Source organism: Pedobacter sp. V48, assembly GCF_000523515.1.
Lineage (GTDB): Bacteria > Bacteroidota > Bacteroidia > Sphingobacteriales > Sphingobacteriaceae > Pedobacter.
On record NZ_AWRU01000033.1, the window covers coordinates 114,775 to 138,467 of the forward strand.

19 protein-coding genes and 1 pseudogene are annotated in these 23,693 nt (G+C 38.2%); 8 read left to right on the forward strand and 12 right to left on the reverse strand.

Features of this window, described 5'->3' with window-relative positions; all coding sequences use genetic code 11:
* Positions 1 to 10 precede the first annotated feature (10 nt).
* Both N824_RS24860 and N824_RS24865 read right to left on the reverse strand, forming a co-directional pair.
* A complete protein-coding gene (locus tag N824_RS24860) occupies positions 11 to 760 on the reverse strand; it encodes a LytTR family DNA-binding domain-containing protein (RefSeq protein WP_048907816.1) in 750 nt (249 codons plus the stop codon).
* The gene (locus tag N824_RS24865; RefSeq protein WP_048907817.1) at positions 757 to 1,788 is read right to left on the reverse strand and encodes a sensor histidine kinase; all 1,032 of its coding nucleotides are present in this window, start codon (positions 1,786 to 1,788) and stop codon (positions 757 to 759) included. Before N824_RS24865 ends, N824_RS24860 begins: the two co-directional genes overlap by 4 nt.
* Before the next feature lie 229 nt (positions 1,789 to 2,017).
* On the opposite strand from N824_RS24865, the gene N824_RS32090 reads away from it, so the two are divergent.
* Positions 2,018 to 2,194: a hypothetical protein gene (locus tag N824_RS32090; RefSeq protein ID WP_161662359.1), complete on the forward strand. Its 177-nt coding sequence runs from the start codon at positions 2,018 to 2,020 to the stop codon at positions 2,192 to 2,194.
* A 108-nt stretch (positions 2,195 to 2,302) separates the two neighbouring features.
* On the opposite strand, the gene N824_RS24875 is transcribed toward N824_RS32090, so the two are convergent.
* Positions 2,303 to 3,661: a M20/M25/M40 family metallo-hydrolase gene (locus N824_RS24875; RefSeq protein WP_048907819.1), complete on the reverse strand. Its 1,359-nt coding sequence runs from the start codon at positions 3,659 to 3,661 to the stop codon at positions 2,303 to 2,305.
* 169 nt (positions 3,662 to 3,830) lie between these two features.
* On the opposite strand from N824_RS24875, the gene N824_RS24880 reads away from it, so the two are divergent.
* Positions 3,831 to 4,208, forward strand: coding sequence for a BlaI/MecI/CopY family transcriptional regulator (locus N824_RS24880; RefSeq protein WP_048907820.1), 378 nt, complete (start codon positions 3,831 to 3,833; stop codon positions 4,206 to 4,208).
* On the forward strand, positions 4,205 to 6,205 hold the full coding sequence (locus N824_RS24885; RefSeq protein ID WP_048907821.1) for a M56 family metallopeptidase: 2,001 nt from the start codon (positions 4,205 to 4,207) through the stop codon (positions 6,203 to 6,205). Before N824_RS24880 ends, N824_RS24885 begins: the two co-directional genes overlap by 4 nt.
* Before the next feature lie 89 nt (positions 6,206 to 6,294).
* Here the strand turns inward: N824_RS24885 and N824_RS24890 are convergent, their stop codons facing one another.
* The 5 genes and pseudogenes from N824_RS24890 to N824_RS24905 form a co-directional block, all read right to left on the reverse strand.
* Positions 6,295 to 7,065: a succinate dehydrogenase/fumarate reductase iron-sulfur subunit gene (locus N824_RS24890; RefSeq protein WP_048907822.1), complete on the reverse strand. Its 771-nt coding sequence runs from the start codon at positions 7,063 to 7,065 to the stop codon at positions 6,295 to 6,297.
* A gap of 23 nt (positions 7,066 to 7,088) precedes the next feature.
* Complete coding sequence (locus N824_RS24895; RefSeq protein WP_048907823.1) at positions 7,089 to 9,068, reverse strand: fumarate reductase/succinate dehydrogenase flavoprotein subunit; 1,980 nt, start codon at positions 9,066 to 9,068, stop codon at positions 7,089 to 7,091.
* A 24-nt stretch (positions 9,069 to 9,092) separates the two neighbouring features.
* Complete coding sequence (locus N824_RS24900; RefSeq protein ID WP_048907824.1) at positions 9,093 to 9,773, reverse strand: succinate dehydrogenase cytochrome b subunit; 681 nt, start codon at positions 9,771 to 9,773, stop codon at positions 9,093 to 9,095.
* A 170-nt stretch (positions 9,774 to 9,943) separates the two neighbouring features.
* Positions 9,944 to 10,135, reverse strand: coding sequence for a hypothetical protein (locus N824_RS38110; RefSeq protein WP_306413931.1), 192 nt, complete (start codon positions 10,133 to 10,135; stop codon positions 9,944 to 9,946).
* Between the two features lie 22 nt (positions 10,136 to 10,157).
* A pseudogene (locus tag N824_RS24905) lies at positions 10,158 to 11,468 on the reverse strand (S1C family serine protease).
* Between the two features lie 174 nt (positions 11,469 to 11,642).
* Between N824_RS24905 and dapF the strand changes: the two are divergent.
* Positions 11,643 to 12,428, forward strand: a complete 786-nt coding sequence (gene dapF / locus N824_RS24910; protein ID WP_048907920.1) for a diaminopimelate epimerase — start codon at positions 11,643 to 11,645, stop codon at positions 12,426 to 12,428.
* Between the two features lie 4 nt (positions 12,429 to 12,432).
* Here dapF and N824_RS24915 read toward each other — a convergent pair whose 3' ends face one another.
* A complete protein-coding gene (locus N824_RS24915) occupies positions 12,433 to 14,727 on the reverse strand; it encodes a helix-turn-helix domain-containing protein (RefSeq protein WP_048907825.1) in 2,295 nt (764 codons plus the stop codon).
* Between the two features lie 151 nt (positions 14,728 to 14,878).
* Between N824_RS24915 and N824_RS24920 the strand changes: the two genes are divergently transcribed.
* A complete protein-coding gene (locus N824_RS24920; protein ID WP_048907826.1) occupies positions 14,879 to 17,686 on the forward strand; it encodes an outer membrane beta-barrel family protein in 2,808 nt (935 codons plus the stop codon).
* A 4-nt stretch (positions 17,687 to 17,690) separates the two neighbouring features.
* Complete coding sequence (locus N824_RS24925) at positions 17,691 to 18,470, forward strand: GLPGLI family protein (RefSeq protein ID WP_048907921.1); 780 nt, start codon at positions 17,691 to 17,693, stop codon at positions 18,468 to 18,470.
* On the opposite strand, the gene N824_RS24930 is transcribed toward N824_RS24925, so the two are convergent.
* The 3 genes from N824_RS24930 to N824_RS24940 all read right to left on the reverse strand — a co-directional run bounded on the left by N824_RS24930 (position 18,467) and on the right by N824_RS24940 (position 21,736).
* Positions 18,467 to 19,162: a response regulator transcription factor gene (locus N824_RS24930; protein ID WP_048907827.1), complete on the reverse strand. Its 696-nt coding sequence runs from the start codon at positions 19,160 to 19,162 to the stop codon at positions 18,467 to 18,469. The two genes, N824_RS24925 and N824_RS24930, sit on opposite strands and share 4 nt — an antisense overlap.
* Before the next feature lie 10 nt (positions 19,163 to 19,172).
* Entirely contained in the window at positions 19,173 to 21,014 is a 1,842-nt protein-coding gene (locus tag N824_RS24935) for a sensor histidine kinase KdpD (protein ID WP_048907828.1), read from the reverse strand.
* Between the two features lie 356 nt (positions 21,015 to 21,370).
* Positions 21,371 to 21,736, reverse strand: a complete 366-nt coding sequence (locus N824_RS24940) for a DUF3127 domain-containing protein (protein ID WP_048907829.1) — start codon at positions 21,734 to 21,736, stop codon at positions 21,371 to 21,373.
* 72 nt (positions 21,737 to 21,808) lie between these two features.
* Between N824_RS24940 and N824_RS24945 the strand changes: the two genes are divergently transcribed.
* Positions 21,809 to 22,996: a class I SAM-dependent RNA methyltransferase gene (locus N824_RS24945; RefSeq protein ID WP_048907830.1), complete on the forward strand. Its 1,188-nt coding sequence runs from the start codon at positions 21,809 to 21,811 to the stop codon at positions 22,994 to 22,996.
* 4 nt (positions 22,997 to 23,000) lie between these two features.
* Positions 23,001 to 23,648, forward strand: a complete 648-nt coding sequence (locus N824_RS24950; RefSeq protein ID WP_048907922.1) for an HD domain-containing protein — start codon at positions 23,001 to 23,003, stop codon at positions 23,646 to 23,648.
* Positions 23,649 to 23,693 lie beyond the last annotated feature (45 nt).

Genomic DNA, 23,693 nt, shown 5'->3' on the forward strand with positions numbered 1-23,693 from the left:
GCCTTTCTATTTATATATTCTTGTTATCTATGTGTTTAAAAAACTCATCACGATAGGTATCTCCAATTGGAATAATCTTTCCGAAAATAGAAATGCGACTTCGTTCTATACTCTCTATTTTATCGAGCGAAATGATATAAGATTTATGGACCCTTACGAACTGGCCCTTTGGTAAGGTCTCATCCATCTTCTTCATATTCTGCAGGGTAATAATACGCTCTGCCCTTGTATAAATAGATATGTAATCCTTTAAACCTTCAATATAAAGGATATCGTCAAGTTGAATCTTCTGGATTTTATGCTCTGTTTTAACAAAAATAAAATCCTGTATTGGATTCGACGCCACTGGTGAAGGAGCAGCCGCAACAAAGGGTTGAGGTACAGGAGCTGGCTCTGCAATCTTCATTTGATTATGCACCTTTTCCACAGCTTTATAAAAACGATCAAATGCAATCGGTTTTAACAAATAGTCAGACACATTAAGGTCGTAACTTTCAAGCGCATACTGAGAATAAGCTGTTGTTAAAATGTAACTAGCCTTTCCATTCGCTATTTTAAGGAACTGTATACCCGTAAGCTCTGGCATCTGGATATCTAGGAACACCAAATCAATGCCTCCAGCCTGAACAAGCTGTAAAGCCTCTATAGCATTTTCAGTCCGCTTAACTAATTCAAGAAACGGTACTTTAGAGACATAGTCCTCAATAATATCAAGCGCTAACGGCTCATCATCAACCGCAATACATTTTAACTTTATCATATATCAAGCATTAACTCACTGGTGTAATGGGTAGCCGAATTTACAATATTTAATTTATACCTATCCGGATAAAGTAATTGCAACCTCCGTTCAACATTGTTTAGCCCTACGCCACCCATCTCATCTTTATTATATTTATTCTTTTTATTGGTTATACTAAAATGCAATATCTTCTGATTGGCAATGATATTGATCTTAATCGGATTTTTAGGATCATTAGCTACCCCATGCTTAAAAGCGTTCTCAACAAATGATATTAATATTAAAGGCACGATCTGTTGATTATCAATTTCTCCATTCATTGTAAATTCAACAGCTGCACCATCTTTAAATCTCAATTTCTGCAGTTCTATAAAGCTTTGCACATATTCGATTTCTTTACTTAAAGAAACCCAGCTGTCATTACTTTCATAGATCATATAGCGCATAATTTCCGATAGCTTTAATATCGCATCAGCAGTTTTATCAGATTTCTGATAAGCGAGAGAATAAATGTTATTTAAAGAATTAAACAGAAAGTGAGGGTTCAATTGCGATTTTAAAAATTGCAATTCCATTTCCTTCTTTTCACTTTCCAAATTACGCTGAGTATGTTCATTTCCAAACCAATCTATTGCTAGTTTAAGCAACGAACTAACAGCTATAAAAAAGCCCGAAATAAACAATGCACTAATTGCATAGGTAGAAATAGGTGTATATTCGGCAACACCATTACTATTAAGATGCTGCAAAATAGTCTCGGAATGCAAAATAGCTATAACGGTTTTGATGAAGCTCATCATCAACATTAGTAAAATGATGGATATGATGTAAAGGCCATATCTCTTGTTCTCTTTTACCAATAAAGGAATTAACAGAGTATAGTTAATATAAAAAATAGAAATATTGATCAATCCGGAAAAGCCAAAGTTTATAGCAAGCTTATATAAAGACACTGGTTCTTTACTGTAAATAACCACTACAGCCACAAACAGAACAATAAAGAGCCAAAAGAGAAGATGTATAATAATGGAGTTTCTACTTTTCATTAAACGATGACTAAACAAAATTTCATAGGTCCAAAATAAATTAATTAGCGTGCTTAAGCAGTTCGCTTTCGACGAACTGGCATTTTTTTTCTACCAACTCGCAAAATAATACAACTAATCACAAAACTATTCAATTTAACCGTTTATCTAGGATAATATCTACTTCGTCTAAAAGATTTTAGCAGCACTTTTTTATTTATTCTATTTGTTTCATCAAAACAAAACGATTATGAAAAAGTTAGCAAACGTATCGCCATTTTTACTTTTACTGGTTCCTGTTTTCATCATGATGATTTTAACATTTGCCACAAGTATATCAAATAGCCATAATGAAGACGTTGCTTTGAAATCTTCATCAGCCAACAAAACTGAAATGGTAAAAGTAAGCAATCCTTTCTCTAAATAAGAGAACGGTTCCATATATAGACGCACTAAACCAGGTTTATTGCGCCACAAAAAATAAGTTTAGTTTTAGTTAATAGTAAGAGATGGCGGTTTAGGTCCGCCATTTTCTTTATCTGCCCGGTCTGGGTGTAATAATCAGGCTTTCATGTCCATCGGCATCTGTAGACTGTACTCCAAAAAAATAGTTATCCTTTGAATAAGCAATCGTTGCGGAGGTATCATTTACAAAAATCTTCTTTTCCCAAACTGGTGAGGTAGTTTCGCGCACCAACACATAATATCCTGACGGAAGTTTTCCTTTAGGAGCATTCCATTTGAGCGTTGTTTTATTGGTAAGTGCTGATGTCAGCATGATTACGTCTTCAGGCTCCCCGGCTGATGAGGCAAGATTTGAAAGCACTGCCAAATTCATTCTGGCTATTTTCTGCAGATAGCCATAGTCAACATATTCCGGCAAATCACCATATTTAAATCCACCTTCAGTTCTAATATCCTGATGCTGCCTATTAAAATCTTCATTCATTTCGGTTATTCTTACAGCGGTAAATCCCTGCAAAGAAAAGGGCGTATGATCTCCCCCTCTTAAAAACCTGTCCCTTCGGTAAACCAATTTAACAATCAGATTATCTACATACCGCTCTCCAACCTCTTTAATATATCTTGAGGCCTGTCTTGCCCTACCGTCATTTTCTGCTCCTATAGATTGGCGCATAGTTGCCTCTTCTTTGGTTTCAGCAGAAGGAACACCTTCACTAAACACCCTCACCATTGTGTTATTTTTAATGTCAGTTTCCATTCCATAGGAATTACCAATCATATCATTATTCATTACCAGGTGAACATTCCAGCCTTCTTCCTTTGCTCGTTTTGCAAGGTTTGCAGCCCCATAAAGACCCTGTTCTTCGCCAACCATCGCCACAAACATTATTGTGCTGCGAAAATGACCTTTACTCATTACCCTGGCCATCTCCAATACACCAGCTACACCTGAAGCGTCATCATTTGCGCCCGGAGCAAAATCTTTTACATTCATTACATCTGTGACTCTTGAATCATAATGTCCGCACACCAATAAAATCCTTTTATCCCTCGGATCTGTTCCAGGCAACACAGCAACCACATTTTTGAGCACTGAAGGGGTAATTATTCTCTTCCCATCTGCTTTCTGAGTAAATGCATCATAAGAAACCTGTAACCGGCCTCCTCCCAATTTGCCATATTCTTCAAATTCCGATTTTATCCATGTTCTGGCAGCTCCTACCCCTGTTTTTTTACTGGAAGTATCACTTAGCGTATGTCTGGTATTAAAGGAGACTAACTTTTTTACCAGATTTTCCAAATTAGTTGCAGATACATCATCAACCATTTTACTGATCATAGCATCTTTTACAATCACTTGCTGTGCATTTACCACAGCCGAATTAAGAAAAAGGAGTAAGGTAAACCAGAGCAATCTGTTTGTTATCATAACAAAGGGTATAAATATTCTGAGGAAGATACGATTCAAAAATAAATCTTCAATAAATATTTTGAAAACTAAATAATTAGTTTTAAGTTTATACTAAGTTTTTAGTTATACAAATATTGCGCAGTATGCGTATAACTAAAATCACAACTAAATACTAAACTAATAATTCATGGAAATTAAAGATTTAACAAAAGCAGAAGAACAGATTATGCAGATTTTATGGCAGATAGAGAAAGGGTTCGTTAAAGACGTAATGGATTTCCTTCCAGAGCCTAAACCGGCTTATAATACTGTTTCTACAATCATCCGCATTCTGGAGGTAAAAGGATTCATTGATCACGAAGCCTTTGGTAAAGCCCATAAGTATTTCCCATTAATTAGTAAGGAGGAATACAAACGCCATGCGACAGAAAAACTGTTGGGCAACTACTTTGAAAATTCAGTGGAAAGCATGTTCTCTTTCTTTGTTAAGGAAGAGAAACTTGATCTGAGTGATGTTGATGAAATTCTTAAAATGATTAACAAAATTAAAAACAGACCAAGATGACCTGGGCACATTACATCCTTCAAGTCAATATTTACCTAGTTGTATTTTATGGCTTTTATAAGTTATTGTTAGACAAGGAAACTTATTTTTTATGGAATAGAATTTACCTGGTGGCTGCCGGGATATCATCTCTTGCAATACCATTTTTAAGATTTGAATGGTTTACTACACAGCCTGCTACTAAACCGGTATATACAGGGGTTGTTCAAATCAATGACTTTATTACCCAAATGGCAGTCGTAAAAGACGATGCCAACAGCTTTAATCTAGGCAATACGCTGGTGTTTATTTATCTCACCGGTATTTTATTCTTTGTTGGCAGATTTATCTTTCAGCTTATTTCTGTGCAGATCTTACTAAAAAGAAAAAAAAGCGGATCAGCATTCTCCTTTTTTAAGAAAAAAGTTATTGACCAAAACCTACCTCAAATTCAAACCATTCAAAAACACGAGGAAATTCATATCCGACAATGGCACACACTTGACGTACTCTTTTTCGAATTAGTGGGAATAGTCACCTGGTTTAATCCTGTAATCTATTTTTATAAGACAACGGTTAAACACATCCATGAATATCTGGCCGATGAAGAAGCCGCAACCTATCAGGGCGATAAAGAACAATATGCATTATTACTATTGAGCAGTGCATTTGGAATTCCTGCAAATACACTAACAAACAGCTTTTTTAATAAATCATTAATTAAAAAAAGAATTTACATGTTACATAAACAAAGATCCAGAAAAACGGCAATGCTAAAATACGGGATGTTTGTTCCGCTATTTGCAGTAACACTGATTATGTCTTCGGCAACAATCAGAAATAATGAAAAAATAAAAAAGATGGCGGAAGAAATTCCTTTGGAGGAACCTTTAAACGTAGTTAAAGAAGCCATAACAGATGTTATAAAAGATCCGGCTAAACCACGTTCAAATAAAAGTACAGATGAAGTTCTCCAAAAAGCTGTTACAACAAGCAAAACTTCAAACGCAAAGATAGATACTGACTGGACAGATTTTTACAACCATCTCAAAAGAACCATCAGATATCCTGCAGCTGCATACGAATCAAAAGTACAAGGTAATAGCCAGATCAAATTCATCGTTAAAAATGGAGAAGCAGAAGAAGTAAGCGCAGCAACAAGTCTAGGCTCAGGTTGTGACACAGAAGTAATGAGAGCCATTCTCTCGTATCCAAAATTTAAAAGTATTCCTGACGGTAAATATACTTTTAATGCCCAATTTAAACTGATTGATGATGCTACCCAACAAACTCATATAGAAGTTAAAAATCAAGATCTTGCTGTTTTAAAAGATTACATTGCATTACCTCAAGTAGTAATCGGAGGGTATTTAAAGAAATCGGCATCCTCGAACAATGACGATTCAAAAGTATACGATTTCGTATCATTAGATAAGCAACCGTCATTTCCTGGCGGGATGGAGAAATTTTACGAATATCTAAGGAAAAGTGTTAAATATCCAGAAGAGGCTCAAAAAAACAATGTAGAAGGTAAAGTATTTTTGAGTTTTATTGTTGAAACAGATGGGGAATTGACTGACATTAAAGTAGACAGAAAACTCGGTGCCGGTACAGATGAAGAAGCAGTTAGGGTTATGGAGGAGGGTCCAAAATGGATTCCAGGAGCTCAGGGGGGTCAGAATGTGAGGGTAAAATATAACATCCCTATAAGCTTCACACTAGATAAATCTAAGCCTGCTCTCCAAGGAAAAGTACAAGGGATACAAATCAAAGGTAACAGTCTATTGCCTATCAATGGTAATCTAAAACCACTATATGTTATCGATGGAGAAAAACAAGATGCATCTAAATTATCAAACCTAAACCCTAATGACATCGAGTCAGTTGAAGTATTAAAAGATAAATCAGCGAGAGCACTATACGGTGACGCGGGTAAAGATGGAGTAATAAAAATTACTACTAAAGTTAAACAGGCAAGCGACCTAAAGAAGAAAGAAGCCAAAGAAAAGAAGAATTAATCCGCTCTCAGCGCTCTATTACACACAAAACCCCAGCTAAAATAGCCGGGGTTTTGTGTGTAATACCCTTGTCTCGTTAGATAAATCTATTAAATAGATTCCTCAGATACAAATTTTGCTGAATAAAAATCTCTATTCATACGTGCGATATTCTCTAATGATATTCCTTTAGGGCACTCTGCCTCACATGCACCGGTATTGGTACAGTTACCAAAACCTTCAGCATCCATTTGAGCAACCATACTTTGAACCCTGCGATAACGTTCTGGCTGTCCCTGAGGCAATTGCGCCAACTGTGATATTTTTGCAGATACAAATAACATTGCAGAAGCATTTTTACAAGTAGCAACACAAGCACCACAACCTATACAAGCTGCAGCTTCAAAAGCTGAATCTGCCTGAACTTTAGGAATAGGAAGACTGTTTGCATCCTGAGCATTGCCCGTATTCACCGATATAAAGCCTCCAGAAGCAATGATTCTATCGAATGCGGCACGATCTACCATCAAATCCTTTATCACTGGAAAAGCCTTTGCACGCCATGGCTCAACAACAATGGTATCACCATCTTTAAATGAACGCATGTGCAGCTGACAGGTAGTGATACCTTCTTTTGGTCCGTGTGGTCTTCCGTTGATGAACATAGAACATGCTCCACAAATTCCTTCCCTGCAGTCATGATCAAAAACAACCGGTTCCTCACCTTTAGCAACCAGGTCTTCGTTCAGTACGTCGAACATTTCTAAGAAAGACATATCAGGAGATACTTCTGATATCTTGTAATCTACCAAACTGCCTTTGGCTTTGTTATTCTTTTGACGCCAGATCTTAAGCGTTAAATTCATATTTCCTGTACTCATAATATTGAGATTTTAGTACTTAGCTATTTATAACTTCTTTGTGCAACTTTGATATTTTCAAACTTCAATTCTTCTTTGTGAAGTTCAAAAGTTACATCACCTTTATATTCCCATGCGGCAACGTAAGCATAGTTTTCATCATCACGTAATGCCTCTCCCTCTTCAGTTTGATACTCTTCTCTGAAGTGACCGCCACATGATTCATTTCTATTCAATGCATCCATACACATCAACTCACCTAGTTCAATAAAGTCGGCCACACGACCAGCCTTTTCAAGCTCTGGGTTCATTTCATCTGCACTGCCTGGTACACGTAAATCACTCCAAAACTCTTTACGAAGTTGCTGAATTTCAGCGATACCTTCTTTAAGACCTTTTTCATTACGCGCCATACCACATTTCTCCCACATGATCTTTCCTAATTTTTTATGGAAATGATCTACAGATTTGGTTCCTTTAATGGACAAGAACTTGTCAAGAATCCCTTTGGCACTTGCCTCAGCTTCTACAAACGCTGGGTGATCTTGCGGAATTGGCTTAGTAGCCAGTTCTTTTGAAAGATAAGCACCAATAGTATATGGGATAACGAAATATCCATCAGCCAAACCTTGCATTAATGCCGAAGCACCTAAACGGTTCGCTCCATGATCTGAGAAGTTAGCCTCACCTAAAGCATATAAGCCCGGCACAGTGGTCATTAGGTTATAATCTACCCATAAACCACCCATAGTATAGTGAACAGCAGGATAAATACGCATTGGCAATTCATAAGGATCTTCTCCCGTGATTTGAGCGTACATATCGAACAGGTTACCATATTTTTCTTTGATTACCTCACGACCTAATTTCATACAGGTTTCTTTATCCGGATTGTGGATATTGTGCTTACTAGCCTCAATTCGGCCATAACGTTCTGTATTTGCTTTAAAGTCAAGGTAAACAGCAAGCTTAGAATTACCCACTCCGTAACCGGCATCGCAACGCTCTTTAGCTGCACGAGATGCAACATCACGAGGAACAAGGTTACCAAAAGCAGGGTATCTGCGTTCTAAATAATAATCTCTTTCGTCTTCAGGAATTTCTGAAGCCTTACGAGGATCGTCTTTTTTCTTAGGAACCCAGATACGTCCATCGTTACGCAACGATTCAGACATCAAGGTCAGTTTAGACTGATGATCTCCCGAAACCGGGATACAAGTAGGGTGAATTTGAGTGTAGCATGGGTTACCAAAGAAAGCTCCTTTTTTGTGGGCTTTCCAGGCTGCGGTTACGTTACTGCCCATTGCATTTGTAGACAAGTAGAATACGTTTCCGTAACCACCACTGCACAATAATACAGCATGACCAGAATGACGCTCAAGCTCCCCGGTAAGTAAGTTACGCGCAATAATTCCTCTTGCTTTGCCTTCTACTACAACCACTTCAAGCATTTCATGGCGGGTAAACATTTCAACTTTACCCATACCTACCTGACGCTCTAAAGCGCTATATGCCCCTAAAAGCAATTGCTGACCGGTTTGTCCGGCAGCATAAAATGTTCTTTGAACTTGTGTACCACCAAAAGAACGGTTGTCTAACAAACCACCATATTCTCTAGCCAGCGGCACACCTTGTGCCACACACTGATCTATAATATTAGCACTTACCTCAGCCAAACGATGTACGTTAGCCTCTCTGGCACGGTAATCGCCACCTTTTATCGTATCATAAAACAAGCGATAAGTACTATCACCATCATTCTGATAATTTTTTGCTGCATTGATACCGCCTTGAGCTGCAATAGAGTGCGCTCGTCTTGGCGAATCCTGAAAACAAAAACACTTAACCTTATAACCCATTTCTGCAAGGGTTGCTGCCGCAGAGGCACCAGCAAGTCCGGAACCTACTACAATTATTTCGATGCTTCTTTTATTGGCCGGATTAACCAATGGCATAGAAGAACGTAGTTTAGTCCATTTATCGGTTAATTCTCCTTCGGGTATATGAGCATTTAATTCTGCCATGTTATTTAAACTTAAGATCAAAAATTAATTAATATAGCCCAGATACATCACAATGGGCATCAATGCAAAAAGCAAAGGAATAATGATTGAAAACCAAAAACCAAATCCTTTGATAAGCGGAGTATATTTCTTGTGGTTCCAGCCTAATGTCTGAAATGCAGAAGAAAAACCATGTAATAAATGATAAGCTAATGAAACCATAGCCACCACATAAAGCAATACTAACCATGGATTTTTAAACGTTTCTACCATTACAGCAAATAGGTCGTGGTTTCCGTTTGCATCCACCGTAGGAATTCCCGTAAAACGAGACATTACCCAGAATTTAGAAATATGAACAATCAGGAATATCAACAATAATGTTCCCAATAAACCCATAGAGCGAGAGTACCATTTACTATTAGCCGCTCCGTTGTTCACTGCATATCTTTCAGGTCTTGCAGCGCGGTTTTGAAAAACAAGCCTAAATCCTTGAATAATGTGAGCAAGCAAGCCTGCAAACAACACAACTTCCATTGCGCGGATTATCCAGTTGGTGCCCATAAAATGTGCACCCATATTAAAGGTTAAGCCACCGTCATTAACAATAATCAGTGAATTGATGAAACAATGCACGACAAGGAATGAGATAAGGAACAGGCCGGTGATACCCATTATTAATTTTTTTCCTATAGATGAGGAAAAAGCGTTTCCGAAACTAGCCATTAGAATTATATTTTAGTTCTGTTGTGCAAAAGTATTTAATAAAAGAATTAATATGTTAATTTCAGATACAAATCGACTATTTAGAAACATTCTAATATTACAATATTATGATAAATAAAAAACGGGGAACAACTTTCGCCATCCCCCGTTCCAATTATAGAAAAATGAGTTTAGAAACTGAATGTGTAATTACCATTCGGGCCAACACCTGAAATAGTAGTCATCCCGTTTTTTGATGATGGCAATGCATCTTCTACATCTTTAATACTGTTTACAGGTTTACCATTTACTGTTGTAATCAACATCCCTTTAGGAATATCAATAGAATCAAACACCTTACCTTCTTGTATGTCTGTAACCACAACTCCGTTTTTAACACCATACTTAGTTTTTAACGCNAGMGSGKSSTGGGGCAAAGGAAGCACCAAGCTTACCAATGCTAGCTCCTGTCGCTTTTCCTGTCGAAGCGGTCTTAGTTGAAACACCACCTGTATTATCTCCTTTCAGAGTAATGGTAGCATTTTTCTCTGATCCATCTCTTAAATAAGTAAGCTGAACTTTATCGCCAGGGCTCAAACGTCCAATTTTCTCCTGCAAGTCAGGTGAATCATAAATTACAGATCCTTCAACCTTTTTAATGATATCTCCTTTTTGCAAACCTGCAGCTGCAGCTCCACTACTAGGTACTACATCAGTAACATAAAGTCCTGTATTTTCTTTAATCTGGAATTTCTCAGCCTGATCCGCATCTAGCGGTGCAAACATTACACCTATATAGCCACGTTTAACTGTACCAAATTTTCTGAAATCGTCAAGAATCTTTTTAGCAAGATTGATTGGAATAGCAAAGCCATAACCAACGTTGGTACCAGTTTGTGATGCTATAGCTGCATTGATACCAATTAACTCACCATTTGCATTTACCAACGCACCACCACTGTTTCCAGGGTTAATAGCCGCATCTGTCTGAATAAAAGATTCGATACTGCTGTTTGTACGTGTAGGCAATTTACCTGTTCTTTGGTATTCATCATACTCTTGCTGAGTTGGCTGATCCTGATTTCTGGCTAAAATACCTATACTACGTGCTTTTGCACTCACAATACCGGCTGTAACAGTTGTTTGTAAATCAAGGGGGAACCCAACAGCCAATACCCATTCACCAATCTGAACGTTGTCCGAATTTCCCATTTTCACAACCGGCAAGTCAGTAGCATCCACTTTTATAAGTGCCAAATCTGTATTTGGATCTTTACCTATCACTTTAGCACTCACCTTGCGTCTGTCAGACAAAACCACCTCAATTTTATCAGCATTTTCTACCACGTGATTATTGGTAACGATATAACCGTCTGGAGTCAATATCACCCCAGACCCAGAAGCTGCCCTTGGTGCGCGTTGCATTCTTCTGCCCCCACCACCAAAAAACTCATCAAACATATCCATTGGAGATGATTCGCCACTACCGCCTGAATATGAAGTTCTGATATGTACTACCGCAGGCGAAACTGCCGCCGCCGCCTCAACAAAATCAACCGCTCCAGCCGAAGACACCTTTGAATTACTTGCAAAAAGTACTTTTTGCTGATCCTGAAACGATAATTGAGCMSTWYWYGRYKCTMWTMMKWTSTAGCCACCAATTGCAGCCGCACCACCTATAAATGCAGCCAACACTATTAATCCTATTCTTTTCATTTATATATTATTTATTTTATTTCCTTTTGTAAACTCATACAAGTCTCATATTTGCTTACAATTGTTTTTCTTTTCATTGATTTAGTCAAATTTAATACCATATCAACGATATTTGCATCTGAAATAAGTCACGAATTCTGTTAAAAAATGTTAAATGAACACCACGCATTAGAGATGAACATTCACTTCTTCAAATACCAGGGAGCCGGTAACGATTTTATTCTGATTGATAATCGCGATCTTTCCTTTAAATATACAGATAATAATGCGGTTTTACAACTGTGTAACAGGCGTTTTGGCATTGGAGCAGACGGTTTAATGCTTTTACAAAACCATGCAGATTACGATTTTGAAATGCTTTATTTCAATTCAGATGGAAATCTGGGCAGCATGTGTGGTAACGGAGGAAGATGCATCGTGGCATTTGCCAAACACCTGGGTGTAATTGGTCAAGAGACTGATTTTTTGGCAGTTGATGGGCCGCACTATGCCAAGATTTCAGAAGAAGGCAATTGGGTAGACCTTCAGATGATCGATATCAATACCATTAATAAAGATGGCGATGCTTACGTTTTAAATACAGGGTCTCCTCATTATGTAGCAGAGATGCAAAACTTAAAGGATTACGACGTTTATCAAAACGGCAAATCTATAAGAAACAACCAGACCTATAAAAAAGAAGGGATCAATGTAAATTTCGTAGAAGATAAAGGCGATCATCTCTTTGTTCGTACTTTTGAGAGAGGGGTAGAAGATGAAACTTATGCCTGTGGAACTGGCGTAACTGCTGTTGCACTATCAATGGCTCAGCACAACCATCAAATTGGCCATATAGAAACTCCAATTAAAGTTCTTGGCGGAGATCTTAAAATCCAGTTCGATTACGATGGAAAGCAGTTTACCAACGTATTTTTGTGTGGCCCGGCCGAACAAGTTTTTGAGGGAGAGATTAGTATTTAAAATACTATCTCTCTGCCAAATGAGCTGCAACACCGATCTTAATTTCCCCGAAAGAATAATCCCGTCCCAGGTAATCTCTAATCGGATTCATCTGTAAAGTTTTTAACTCTGTTATTGCATCCAGTATCTTATCCAGTTTTCTGGCCCCGATTATATCTTTTGCTGAGACCTCTTGTCTGGCGACATAATGTGCAAGATGCCCTTCAATAGTGCCTACTACCATTTTACGCTCGGCTGCAATTTCAGCTATGGTTTTCCCTTCTTTTAATAGCACAAGCGATAACTCTTTGGTATCAACTTTAGGTGCCTTTTCTACCTTGGCCTTACCTGTACCTGATTTCGGCTTAGAGGTCTTAGATTTCTTTTCTGTAAAATCAAGCTTACCGGGCATAGCAAATACCTTTTCCATCTGAGACGCTCTTTTTGTCTGATCAATTAGCTCGTTCACATCCTTCTTGGTAAACTCTACCCCATTTAGGGTTGCCTTTAATAAAGCAGTTGCTTTACTGATCTTCTTTACCTGCTCATAAAAGAGACCTTCCATCTCTAATAGCTCTGTTAAAAAAGCCACCACCTGTTTATCTTGTTTTACCAGTTCCATCCTTTCAAAGATCCTCTTTGAAAACGCGGACAATAAAGGATTAAAATAATTTTCGGCGGCGGCGGTCCTGTCAAGTAATGCAGACAACCCTTCTTCTGTTTTAACTTGCGACAGGCGCTGTATCTGTCCCAGAAATTTATTTGCATGTGCCTTCAGCTCACTTAGATCCTTTAACAACTGTGCAGCCCATTTATGATGTTTTTGTTTTGCAGATTTATTGATATCCTTAGTATAAGAATGCACGTGGTCGTAAACGTAATTATCAAGTGGATTCAAATCAAAACACTGCAATAGATAAGAACGCAAAAACGCATCGCTTTCTTCTTTAATCTGAGCTTCCAATCTGGCCGGCTCCTGCTTGTTTCTTGAAAAGAAAGATACATTTTGATCCTGTCGGATGCCCGATCCAGAAATCAGGGAAGTAAGAATCAAACCGTCTAATGAGCGGAGACGAGAAAGCGCCACATAAATTTGTCCTGGTGCAAATGCATTCCCGATATCTATAATAGCCTTTTCAAAGGTTAAACCCTGACTCTTATGTACTGTAATTGCCCAGGCCAACTTAAGAGGATACTGTGTAAAAGTACCCGCTAAGTCCTCATGAATTTCGCCTGTAACCTTATCCGTAGTATATTTTATATTCTTCCAGGTATATTTTTCCAGAATGATCTTCTCGTTGCTGCCTTCTGCCTGCACTTCAATCAGGTCAGTTTTTAACGCAGTAACGACAGCTATTTTCCCATTAAAGAAACGTTGCTCACCAGTTGGGTCATTTTTGATAAACATTACCTGTGCACCAACCTTTAATTCTAAAATATGCTCTGCTGGATATGAATACTCACTAAAATCATCTTCAACTTTCGCCACATATAAATACGAAGCTGCCTTTAGCTCTTCAAGACTTTGCTTATTCAGCGTATCGGCCTTATTATTATGTGTGGTCAATGTAATGTACTTCTCGTTTATTGAAGGTTTAAAACCAGCCCTATAATACTTTTCAAGCAACGCTACATCTTGCGCAGTTACGGTATTATTACGTAAGTTATTAAGCAGGTTTATAAAAACTTCATCAGCCTGCCTATAGATTTTTTCAAGCTCAATATATATCGGCGGATTGTTTTGCAGAGCAAGTGCATCAAAGAAATAAGCGCTTTTATAAAACTGCCCAAGTAAATTCCATTCGGTCGATTTTACAACCGGGGGTAACTGATGCAAGTCGCCAATAAACAGCACCTGAACCCCACCAAAACTTGCCGTATTGTTTCTTCTGATATAACGTAAAATCATGTCTATTGCATCCAGCAAATCAGCACGCAACATACTCACCTCGTCAATAATCAGCAGCTCCATATCAATAATAACCTTACGTTTTGCTGCGGTCATATTTAAATGCCTTACAATAGATTTCGGTGTATTATATTGCTGATTGTAATGGTCTCCATCTGCATCCGGCTGTTTTGGCAAATAAGTTCCAAAAGGCAACTGAAACAAGGAATGTATAGTAACACCTGCCGCATTTATAGCAGCAATACCTGTAGGGGCGGCAATAACAGCTTTCTTGTGCGTAAGCTCAATTAACCTTCTTAGAAATGTTGTTTTACCCGTTCCTGCTTTTCCCGTAAGGAATATATGCTTAGAAGTATAATTCACAAACCTTGCGGCAAGTTCCGCAGGATTAGCGCTTTCAGAATTCGACATGCTACAAAGTTAATAAGAACTTACTACTTAAACCTAATCGGTAAAAAATGCGTTACAATCTGCATTTTAACATTCTTTAACAAACTTTAACAATTCCCTAATTTCATTACTAAGCTTTTAGTTATATCTTGTACCCAACAAAACTCATCATATGAAATTAACCTCTCTAACACTCCTGCTGATGTTCAGTTCGATGTTATTGTTTGCGCAGAACCAATATTCGATCAAGGGCGCTGTAGTAGATACTGCTGCCACTTATAAGATGGTAAACACAACAATAACAGTATTAAACCAAAAGGACTCCACACTTGTAAAGTACACACGAGCCACCCCCGAAGGCACCTTTGCTTTAAACAACTTAAAAGCCGGAAAATTCATCCTCATGGTAACCTACCCTGGTTATGCAGATTATATTGAAGATTTCGCACTAGACTCTGCCAAATCAACTAAAGACTTTGGCAACATTAGCGTAATCCTCAAAGCTACCTTACTTGAAGGGGTAATTATACAAGGTAAAGCTGCAGCCATTAAAATTAAGGGAGACACAACGGAGTTTAATGCCGCCAGCTTTACCATACAACCCAACGATAAAGTCGAGGACCTGCTTAAACAACTTCCCGGCATACAGGTCGATAAGGACGGAAAAATTACTGCGCAGGGTCAAACTGTACCAAAGGTATTGGTAGATGGCGAAGAATTTTTTGGTGATGACCCGACACTGGTAACCAAAAACCTCCGTGCCGACATGGTTGATAAAGTACAGCTCTATGACAAGAAAAGCGACCAGGCAACATTTACAGGAATTGACGACGGTGAAAAAACGAAAACCATTAACATAAAATTAAAGGAGGACAAGAAAAACGGTTACTTCGGGAAAGTTGAAGGCGGCTTAGGCACAGATAAATTCTATAAAAGCCAGGCCATGTTTAACGCCTTTAAGGGTAAGCAAAAGTTCTCTGCATATGGTATCTCAGGAAATACCGGCCAAACCGGATTAGGCTGGGGTGATAGAGACAAATACGGAGGCTCGTCCAATAATATGGAGTTTAGCGATGATGGCGGAATATATTTCTACGGAAATAACGACGACTTTGACTCTTTTGACGGACAATACAATGGGCAAGGTATTCCATCAGCTCATAGCGGCGGATTGCATTATGAAAACAAATGGGATAGTGATAAACATGCCATCAATTCGAACTACAAAATAGGCTCAATTGGTGTTGAGGGAACAAGAGATAACCTGACTCAAAACAACCTGTCTACCGGCGTTACAAACAGCAGTTCGCATCAAAAATTTGACAACCTGATGTTCAGGCAAAAAGCAGACTTTACGTACACCATAAAGCTAGACACAACCTCAACATTAAAAATAATGGTTGATGGAACATTAAAAAACAGTAAAACAAGAGATAATTTCATTTCTTCAACTTTAAGAGGAGACAATTCATTACAAAATTCGACGGACAGAGAGCTAAGTAATGATGGCGACCAAAAATTATTCAACGCAAGTGCCTTATGGACTAAAAAGTTGAAAAAGAAAGGAAGAACCCTCTCAGTAAATGTTAAACAAGCAGTAAATGAAAACCAAACCGAGGGCTATCTTAATTCGACAAGTGAATTCTTTAATGAGCTTGGCGACAAAACCCAAACAGAATCAGTAAATCAATTCAAAACCAACAATACACACAATCAAACATTTAACTCTAACATTACTTACACCGAGCCGTTATCTAAAACAATAACACTTGCATTAAGCTATGGCCTGGGTATCAACAACAGCAATTCTGATCGCAAATCATTTAACCAAACCGCATCAGGAGCTTATGATGAATTGGATAGAGAGTTCAGTAATAACTTTGATCTGGATCAGCTTTCCAACCAGGGAGGAATAACATTCAATTACAAGAAAAATAAGTCGACAATAAATATTGGCACCAAGGTAAGTGATGTAAAGTTTCAACAATTCGATGCATATACCGATAAAACCTTTAAAAGAAACTTTACAAACTGGAACCCTCAATTTACTTATCAATACAGGTTCTCTCAACAAAAATCTCTGTATTTCGGGTACTACGGTAATACCAATCAGCCTAGCATTGATCAGATCCAGCCAATTAGAGTAAATACAGATCCATTAAATGAAACCATTGGTAACCCTAATTTGAAACCATCTTTTAGAAGCGGCCTTAACTTGTACTACAACTCTTACAAAATATTGAGCGACCAGTATGTATACTTTAGCAGTAGCTACTCTTTTACAACTAATCCTATAGTAAACCACACTACGACTGATCGTCTTGGAAAAAACTTTTATCAGTCTATTAATCTAAGCGACAAAAGTCCGTACAACTATTATTTCAATTTTGGAACAAGCAGAAAGATCAAACCTATAGATATGAGTGTAGGTCTAAACCTTAGCTCAAACGGAAATGTAAATTATACAAGAGTAACGGACACAGTAAGAACGGAGTTAAACACTACCAAATCGTATGGCTATTCAGGAAGCCTGAACATATCCAAATACAAGGAGAAAAAATATGATTTCCGGATTTCGGGAGGACCAAGCTACAACGTCATTAGCTCTTCATCAAGAAACAGCACCAACAACAAAGGCTGGGGATTTCAGGGTAATGCGAACTTTAACATATACCTGCCTGGCAAAATACAAATTGGCTCTGATGGTAATTACCAATTCACGGGGAAGACACAAACCTTTAATGAGGATCTGGAACGCTTTATATGGAATGCAAGCATCACCAAAAAGTTCTTTAAACAAGACAACCTAAGGGTTTCTGTATCCGGAAACGATTTACTTAACCAAAATGTAGGCTTCAGCAGATATGCCAGCGGTAACATGGTTAATCAAAACAGTTATACAACTATTCAAAGATATTTTATGTGCACAATTAGCTGGGATTTCAGCAAAATGGGCGGATCAGCTCCTACTAAAAAATAAGAATATGAAACACAAACTAATTATACTCAGCTTCTGCTTCTTGTTATTAAATGTAAGCAGCCTGTTTGCACAAAATGTAAGGTTTGCTACAGATGGCGTAATAGAATTCGAAAAGAGCTCTAACATGTTCGCCATAATGAAAAGACAAATGGAAAAAAGTTCCAGTGGCTTTATGCAACAAGCGTACGAAGCTTACAAAAGAAACCAGCCACAATTCAAGGTATTAAAAAGCACTTTGGCTTTTTCTAAAGATAAAACCCTTTACACCCCCATAGCCGATGAAAGTAATTCAAGAAATTATTTCTTTAGTGACCCGTCAACCGGGCAAAGCAACACTATATATACCGATCTTGCCTCAGGCTTATTTACCGCGCAGAAAGTAGTATACGAAGAAACCTTTTTGGTAAAAGATACCACCAGAAAAATAAATTGGAAAATCACCAGCGAACTAAGAACCATAGCAGGTTACGAATGCCGCAGAGCGAACGCTGTTATTTTAGACTCCATTTATGTGGTAGCCTTTTATACCGATAAAATCCCGGTATCTGGAGGGCCAGAATCATTTACCGGCCTGCCGGGAATGATCCTTGGTGTTGCACTGCCTCATGAAAACATAACATGGTTTGCAAAAACAGTAACAGACAAGCCTGTTACCCCAAATGAATTAAAGATGCCCACCAAGGGCAAGCCAGTAAACAATAAAACCTTAAGAGAAACTATAAATTCGGCCTTAAAGGATTGGGGAGATTACGCCCAATCGGCCTTAAAGGCTTTCCTGCTTTAATTTACAAGCAGTTTATACCCCTTACCATGAACATTAAGAATCTCTACCTTAGGGTCTTCCCTAAGGTATTTTCTTAGTTTACTTAAAAACACATCCATACTGCGGCCGTTAAAGTAATTGTCGTCATGCCAGATACTAAGCAGGGCTTCCTCTCTGGTAAGAACAGCATTCTTCTTTAAGCATAACAGCTGAAGCAATTCAGCCTCTTTTGTCGACAGCTTTTGCTGTTGTCCTTTATAATCTATAAGTTGTGTTGTATAATCAAAGCTATAGTCACCAATTTGAAATAGCGTTTGAGCTGTGCCTGATTCTGGTGTTTCTTTTACCGCTACCCGTTTTAACAGCGCATTTATTCTTAAAAGCAACTCTTCAATTCTAAATGGTTTTGTGATGTAATCATCTCCGCCCAGGTCATATGCAGATGCTTTATCTTCCATCATGGCCTTAGCAGTCGCAAAAATAATAGGCACATCCTGATTGATCTTTCTAATCTCTTTACCTAACGTAAATCCATCCTTTTTAGGCATCATCACATCAAGTATACAAAGATCAAAGTCCTGCTTTGTAAAAGCCCTTAAACCTTCGTCACCATCAACACACAGTATAACATCAAATTTGCCCTTAAGCTGTAGGTAATCCTGTAAAAGAAGCCCTAAATTCGGATCGTCCTCTACCAATAAAATTCTTTTCATGCGTGTGTCGTTAATTATGGTTTAATGGTAAGCTTATTTCAAATACAGTTCCTTTATCCTTTTCACTATGCACCTTTATTGTTCCACCCATCTGGTTAATGATGTCCTGCACATAGTTCAATCCTAAACCAAAGCCTTTTACATCATGTAAGTTACCCGTTGGCACCCTATAAAACTGGTCAAAAATACGCTTGGTCTGATCTTTAGTCATCCCTATTCCTTGATCAGAAACTTCAATAATCAGGTGTTTACCTGTATTTCTTGTACTTATATTTATTTTAGGGATATCTCCACTATATTTATTTGCGTTATCTACCAGATTGTAAATTACGTTAGAGAGATGCAGTTCATCACCGTAAATAAGAGATTTTTCGGCTTTAAGGTTCAGGTTAACTGCAGCATTTCTTTTTTGTAACTGAAGCTCCATACTATCTACAACTGCAGCAACTACATCATTAACATCAACCTCACTCTGCTCCAGTTTAAGCTCTTTTTTCTCTAATCTTGCAATACTTAAAACCCGTTCTATATGATTCCCGAGACGAACATTTTCGTCATATATAATACCCGCTAATCTACTAATGCGGTTTTTATCTTCAACGATCTCCGGATCTTTGAGAGCCTCGCTGGCAATCATAATTGTGGCTACCGGAGTCTTAAATTCGTGAGTCATGTTATTAATGAAATCCGTTTTCATTTCCGAGATTTTCTTTTGCTTCATTATTGCATAAATGGTATAGGCAAAAATGAAGATCAATACAAATAACAGGGCAGCAGAAGAGGCCATGGTAGCCCACATGTTGCTAAGAATTAAAGAATTTTTGTCGGGAAAGCTAATATAAAGCATTCCCGGATCTCTAATAATATAACTATAAAGAGTAGCCTTGAAGGTATTTTTTGGCAACACATTATCGATATTGGTCGAAGCTTTTACATATACCAGTGAGTCCTTTTCTGCAAGGCTGACCCAGAAATCATAATTCAGCGTTATATTTCTATTTAGAAGTTCTTTTTGGATTAAGGTATCCAGACTTTCCTTCGATATCATCTTGCTGAGCGGTACATTCGCTTCTCTCATCTCCTGAGCTACATCTTTAACCTGAGTTAGGATATCAGAATCGCTTTTTAAAGGAATAGTATCAGACATCAACCTGCTCAGTCCATCATCATACCTTCTTTTGGCAAGGTTATTTTCAAATTGAAATTTACGTGATAGCTCATTACTCACTGTGGGTACGCTAATGAGCACACTTTTTCCTGTTGCGGGGTTAACGGCATGGTACCTGATTGTATCGGGTAACTGATTAGATGCAATAATGAATGATTTTGTTTCCTGCGGGACAAAGGTTGATCTGAACTGTCCGTTGATCAGGTTTCCATAGGCATCTAAACCCACATTCACATCAACGTGCACTGGCGATTGCAATGGATTATTTAAATCAGATGCCGCAAGGTATTCAGCTTCGGTAATCAGAATCGGATTAGCATACGACTTCTTAATCTCTAAATCATTCTGGTTTAAGTCCGCAACAATTAATTTCCGCTGCTCAAGCAATCGCTTTTGCTCCTGATCTTTAAAGCGTTCCTTGTATTCTACCAGCTGTTGTGCCTGACTACGAACTTCCGCTTCACGATCTCGCTCCAGCTGCTGGTCTCTTTTAGTAATGTAAAGTGCGGCATTACGTTTCTGCACTTTATTAACTACGCTGTTAAGTGCTTGATTTACATCCTGTTCAAAAAGCTGTGATTTAAGATTATAAGCCTCCCTTATATAATACAATTGCATTATAAACACCCCAAGCAAAGCTATGGTCATAAGGCCGGTGATTAACCAAAGGCTTCTTTTTTTCATATCGGATATTCAAAATTAACGAAGCATTAACACAAAAGCTTTAATTTAACAAATTTTAACAGTCAAACCGGGCAATATCTACTTCCATTTCTACTTACCCTGCCCCCTCCAAGGCTTGCTTACGATGATTCGGTCTTTGATATATTCAAGTTGGCACCTGGTGTTGGGCAGAATAAGGACTGGAAGAAGATTGCTTTGGAAAACAGGTACCTTTTTCCGAAGAAGTCTCGAACCAGTGTTAACGCAGGCCTAAAGTTGACCCGGGCAATCTCCTATGAACTACGAACTGTGTAAAAAAAAGTGCCGCCCTGAATCAGGACGGCACGGTGGTCAATTTGTTTATTTAAAAAAGATCTTTAAAAAGGAAGATCATCTTCCTCGCCCGGTGCGCTGTTTAAATCAGCTGGCGGAGCATATTCTGGTGTAGATGCCGCTGCACTGTTTGTTAAAGCATTAATACGCCATACTACTAGACTGTTAAAATAAGATGTTTTTCCGGCTTTATCAGTCCACGGACGACCACGTAAATTAAATGCTACTTCTACATCATCGCCTGGTTTTAAGCTATCAAACAAAGCTGTTTTATCTTGTAAAGCCTCAAACCTGATGTATTCAGGATAAGTAGGGTTTTCTGCATATTCTATGATAAGGTCGCGTTTCTTAAAAGTCTCACTCACCTGCTGTAATGCACCAATTTCATGCACTTTTCCTTTTAATTCCATAACAAATACTATTTTATTCTACTACGAAGTTCAAATCTCTATATTTTTATTGATAACTTCGTACAATTAATTATGCAAGTTTTCCACACAAAAAGTAAGGTTATCATAACCTGCAACAAGCGTCTGTCGCCGTATTTACTAGATGAAGTTAAAGCCCTTGGCTATGACATAGTAAGGGATTTCCCTACAGGCTTAGAATTAGACATCACTTTGTCTGAATGTATTCGATTAAATTTGAATTTAAGGTGCGCCAGCCAGATTTTATACTGCTTAAAGAGTTTTAAAGCTGGAAATCCGGAAGAGCTTTACCGCGAAATGGCAGATATGCCATGGGAAGAGTTAATTGATTTTTCAGGTTATTTTTCCGTTACCTCAAATGTGGATAACCCAACTATTACCACTCCTCTTTTTGCCAACTTAAAGGTAAAAGATGCAATAGTTGACCGCATTAAAGACAAAAAAGGTATCCGTCCGAATTCCGGATCCGATGCCAATAAGGCTGTAATCCATTTATACTGGAAAGATAATGATGCCGACGTATTTATTGATACTTCTGGAGAGACACTTGCTAAACACGGATATCGTAAAATCCCGGGAAAAGCTCCAATGTTAGAGGCGCTTGCCGCAGCAACGGTATTAGGCACCAAATGGGATCAGAAGTCTCCTTTCGTAAACCCAATGTGTGGTTCCGGTACGCTGGCCATTGAAGCTGCTCTTATTGCAACCAATCGCAGACCAGGCTTATTTAGAATGAATTATGGCTTTATGCACATTATTGGCTACGATGAACAAGTATTTTTTGCAGAAAGAAGAATCCTGAAAGATCAGGTTGTAAAAAATGCTGATCTGCAGATCATCGCTACTGATATTTCTGAAGACGCTGTAGATGTAAGTCGTAAAAATGCTAAAACAGCAGGTGTAGATACTTTGATCACTTTCGAGGTATGTGATTTCGCTGAAACGCAAGTTCCCGAAGGAGGCAAAGGCGTAGTAGTATTTAATCCGGAATATGGCGAGCGCTTAGGTGTACATTCTAAACTGGAATTAACTTACAAGCGTATGGGGGATTTTATGAAGCAGGAATGCAAAGGATATTTTGGCTATATCTTTACAGGAAACCCTGATCTGGCCAAAAAGATCGGACTAAAAGCCACGCGTAAAATAGAATTCTATAATGGAAAACTAGACTGTCGCATGCTCGAGTATGAATTGTATGACGGCACGAGAAGACCTGAGGGTGAAAGGCTCATTAAGGAATAAGCCAATGGATCCAATAATCGAAAAAACTATTCAATTTGTTAGGGAAACACTTGCAGATGCAGAAGCAGGCCACGATTGGTTTCATATAGAACGCGTTTACAAAACAGCTCTAACAATAAATGCGCAAGAAAAAGGCGATGAATTAATTGTTGCGCTTGCAGCTTTGCTGCACGATATTGCAGATCCTAAATTTAATGATGGTGATGAGGAAATCGGCCCACGAATAGCTGGCGATTTCCTTGAAAGTATTAACGTAGATTCTTTAGTCATTGAACACGTAAAACAGATCATCATCAACCTAAGCTATAAAGCGAGCTTAGGCACTGTTACATTTCACTCAAAAGAACTTGATATTGTTCAGGATGCCGACAGGCTGGATGCTATAGGCGCCATCGGAATTGCCCGTGCATTTACTTATGGAGGATATAAAAACCGGGTGCTTTACGATCCGGAGGTTAAGCCGAACCTGAATATGAGTAAGGAGGAATATAAAAATAGTACGGGACCTACCATTAACCATTTCTACGAAAAACTCTTTTTACTTAAGGATTTAATGAAAACTCCGGCAGGAAAAAACATAGCTCAAAAACGTCATAATTTTATGCAAGAATATCTTGATCAGTTTTATGATGAGTGGGCCGGAATGAAATAAAATAATTGTAAATTGCCTGCAACCTGTAAGCGCTCTATCTTACAG